Consider the following 344-nt stretch of genomic DNA (forward strand, 5'->3'; position numbering starts at 1 on the left):
TATCGATCTTTATCTTGAAGGATAAGCAGTGATGAAACGCACGGTCGCCATCGGCTTCATCGGCGCCACCCTCGACCGTCTCGGCAAGGGCGCGGCGCGCTGGCAAAAGTGGCGGCCGAGCATCGGCCTGTGCCAGCAGCCGGACCTGCTGATCGACCGCCTCGAACTGATCCACGGCAACGACGCCCGCGACCTCGGCCTGGCCGAGCGGATTCGCGCCGACATCGCCGCGGTGTCGCCGCATACCGAGGTCCGCCTGCAGCAGATGGAACTGCGCAACCCCTGGGACTTCGAGGAGGTCTATGGCGCCCTGCACGATTTCGTCAGCGCCTACCCCTTCGACA

1 protein-coding gene is annotated in these 344 nt (G+C 65.1%); it reads left to right on the forward strand.

The features are described 5' to 3' along the window. Positions 1-31 precede the first annotated feature (31 nt). Positions 32-344 (forward strand): RNA repair transcriptional activator RtcR family protein (locus FMN52_RS04205; protein ID WP_240339391.1); only part of this gene is annotated, 313 nt, incomplete at its 3' end.

Source organism: Marinobacter sp. BW6 (genome assembly GCF_008107725.1).
Taxonomy (GTDB): domain Bacteria; phylum Pseudomonadota; class Gammaproteobacteria; order Pseudomonadales; family Oleiphilaceae; genus Marinobacter.